The sequence below is a fragment of the Planomonospora algeriensis genome (genome assembly GCF_977012225.1).
Window position 1 is genome coordinate 1 of sequence record NZ_CDRNDK010000667.1, and the last position, 2,700, is coordinate 2,700.

Genomic DNA, 2,700 nt, shown 5'->3' on the forward strand with positions numbered 1-2,700 from the left:
CCCGCGGCGCGAGCTCGTAGTCGACGAACGTGCCCGGCAGCACCGGCTCGCCCCGATGGCCCGCCGTCAGCGCGATCTCCGCCTCCCCGTAGGCGTTCCGCGGCTTCGCGGACCCGTCGCGGACGTCCGCGGATCGACCGCCGTCGGGGGTGAGGACAGCCCGCCGGTTCACCCGGTAGACGCCGTCCACCTCGGTCCAGGGCAGCACCCGCAGGAGGTAGCGGGGCGTCGACGCCTGCGTCTGCGGCACGGTCTTGGCCGTCGTCGCCAGCCTGCGGGCGGCGGCCGTGCCCAGGCTCAGCCGGGACGCCTCCGCGGCCGAAGCGTCCCCGCGCCCTCCGCGCCCTCCAGGCTCCCCGCACCCGCCGTGCTCTCCGCGCCCTCCAGGTCCCCCGCGCTCACCGGATGCCCACCGGTCCTGCGGGAAGGCGGACTCCCGCGGCCGTCCCGGCCGGCGAGCCGGGCCGTGGCGGTGCCCAGGCCGGTGGGACCCTGGGTCCAGCGGACCGGGGCGGGACGGGCCGGGGCGCAGCCGGGGTAGCGCCGGGTGCGCTGGTGCCAGCGCACGATGGCGGCCATCCAGTCCTGCAGCTCGGTCACGTATCCGGCGACCGCTTCCCGGACCGCGTCGCCGGCCTCGATCCGCTCCAGCAGCACGGGCAGGTCGACGGCGGTGATGTGCTCGAACTGCTTCATCCGGGAGGTCAGCAGGGCGTCGACGATCGCGACCCCCTGCTGAGGGTCGCAGTCGAAGAAGGTCTGCACGACCAGGACGGCGTTGTGCAGCTCGCCTTCGAACTGGATCTCCTTCTGGTAGGAGAACAGGTCGTTGACCAGGCAGGCGTAGTCCTGGGCGGCGTCGGCCATGCCGAGGAACTCACGGGTCAGGTACAGCCCGGCGGGGATGTTCCGGCCGGGGGCGAGCCGGGCCAGGCTCATCGTCATGTCGGAGCCGAAGGTCCTGCGGCGCATCTCGAGGTAGTCGATCGGATCGGGGACGCGGTTTTCGGCGTGGCCCGCCAGCTCCCAGATCCAGCTGTCGAGCATGTCCTCGACCGCGGCGCGGAAGGCGCGCCGCGACTCCTCCGGCATCGGCCCGGCGGTGCGCGGCCACAGGTCCGCCAGGCCGCGCTCGACCGGGTTGGCCGGTGCGGGCGCCAGGGACAGGTCGACCGGCATGAACCGCCGCAGCCGCCGGTTGGCGAGCTTCGCGCCGGTCAGATCCCGGGCGGCGCCGAAGACCCGGGGGTAGTAGTCGTCGCCGTAGGTGCCCCAGGCCAGCCAGTTGGTCGCCAGGACGAGCTCGTCCGCCGAGGCGTCGGGGTCGATGCCCGAGGCGCACAGGGCGAGGTCGAACCCGACGAGCCCGCTCTCGGTCCACACCGCCGTCTCCGGGATGCCGGGGAGGGCGTCGAAGAACCCCATCTCGGCGCACCAGGCCACGTCGGCGGCCGGGCCGCCTCCAGGTGCGGGTTGTCGCGCACCTGGAAGGGCATGTACGGCTGCGGCAGCCGTACCGAGACCTCGGTGAAGGGGGTGCGGGTGTGGTTGCGCAGCCCGCCGGGGCCGGTCAGGTGGGCACGTGTGACGTTCATGCCGAGGAGCCCGGCCGGCGGCCGGCCTTGGTGTAGCGGCTGGAGGCGGTGTGCCAGGCGTGGCCGCCGGCCTGCCAGTCCTGCAGCCCTCCGGCGTAGCGCAGGACGCGTTCCTGCTCGTCGGGTGAGACGCCCTCGTCGGCGAAGAGCGGCGGCAGCTCGGTCAGCGCGGTGTGCTCGAACTGGTGCAGCCGCGAGGTGAGCAGGTCGTTGGTGATCTGCACGGCCTGCCGGGTGTCGCAGCCGAAGAAGCGCTCGCAGACCAGGACGCAGTTCGACAGCTCGCCTTCCTGCTGGACCTCGCGTTCGTAGGAGAACAGGTCGTTGCGCAGGTGCACGGCGTCGGCGAACGACTCGGTCAGCACCCGGACCGGCCTGCTGGCGGCGAGCCGGGCCGGCAGCTCCGCGCCCGCCGCGTGCTCGACCAGGGCGGCCGACCACGGGGCGCCGCCGACCTTGCGCCGCTCCTCGATGTACTCGATCGGGTTGGAGACGGCGTCGCGCTCGATGTGGAACAGCTCCCACATCGACTCCTGGGTCAGATCGCGGGTGACCCGGACGAACCGCCGCCGCCAGGACGGCGACATGGCCGGCACGGTGCGCGGCCACAGGTCCGCCAGGCCGCGCTCGACCGGGTTGGCCGGTTCGGGCGGATCGTCGGCCATGAAGGCGTCGAGCCGGTCGAGGTAGGCCTGCGCGCCCTTGAGGTCCCTGCTCCTTTTGAAGGTCTCCAGGAAGTGGTCGTCGAAGTAGAACACCCAGACGTACCAGTCGGTGATCAGGTCCAGCTCGGCGGCCGGGCAGTCGGGATGGGTGTAGGCGCACATCAGCCCGTAGTCCATGGCCTCCAGCCGCGCCGCGTCCCAGATGTCGGGGTCGTCGAGCATGCCCATGTCCGCCGCCCAGGCGCGGGTGTGCGCGCGGGCGGTCTCCAGGTGCGGGTTGAGCCTGGGGGGATGAGGCAGGTAGAAGTCCGGCAGCTCGTAGGAGGGCATCAGGCGACCTCGACGCTCTCCAGGATGCCGAGGGCGTCGGGCACCAGCACGGCCGCCGAGTAGTAGGCGGTCACCAGGTAGGAGATGATCGCGTGCTCGTCGATGCCCAT

Annotated in this window: 3 protein-coding genes and 1 pseudogene; all 4 read right to left on the reverse strand. The window is 72.6% G+C overall.

The features are described 5' to 3' along the window. A pseudogene (locus tag ACWJ6R_RS34195) lies at positions 1-250 on the reverse strand (hypothetical protein); the annotation flags it as partial. Between the two features lie 47 nt (positions 251-297). Beyond that, positions 298-1,425: a terpene synthase family protein gene (locus ACWJ6R_RS34200; protein ID WP_449066182.1), complete on the reverse strand. Its 1,128-nt coding sequence runs from the start codon at positions 1,423-1,425 to the stop codon at positions 298-300. A gap of 166 nt (positions 1,426-1,591) precedes the next feature. Beyond that, complete coding sequence (locus tag ACWJ6R_RS34205; protein WP_449066183.1) at positions 1,592-2,590, reverse strand: terpene synthase family protein; 999 nt, start codon at positions 2,588-2,590, stop codon at positions 1,592-1,594. Next, positions 2,590-2,700 (reverse strand): hypothetical protein (locus tag ACWJ6R_RS34210; RefSeq protein WP_449066184.1); only part of this gene is annotated, 111 nt, incomplete at its 5' end. The genes ACWJ6R_RS34205 and ACWJ6R_RS34210, both read right to left, overlap by 1 nt.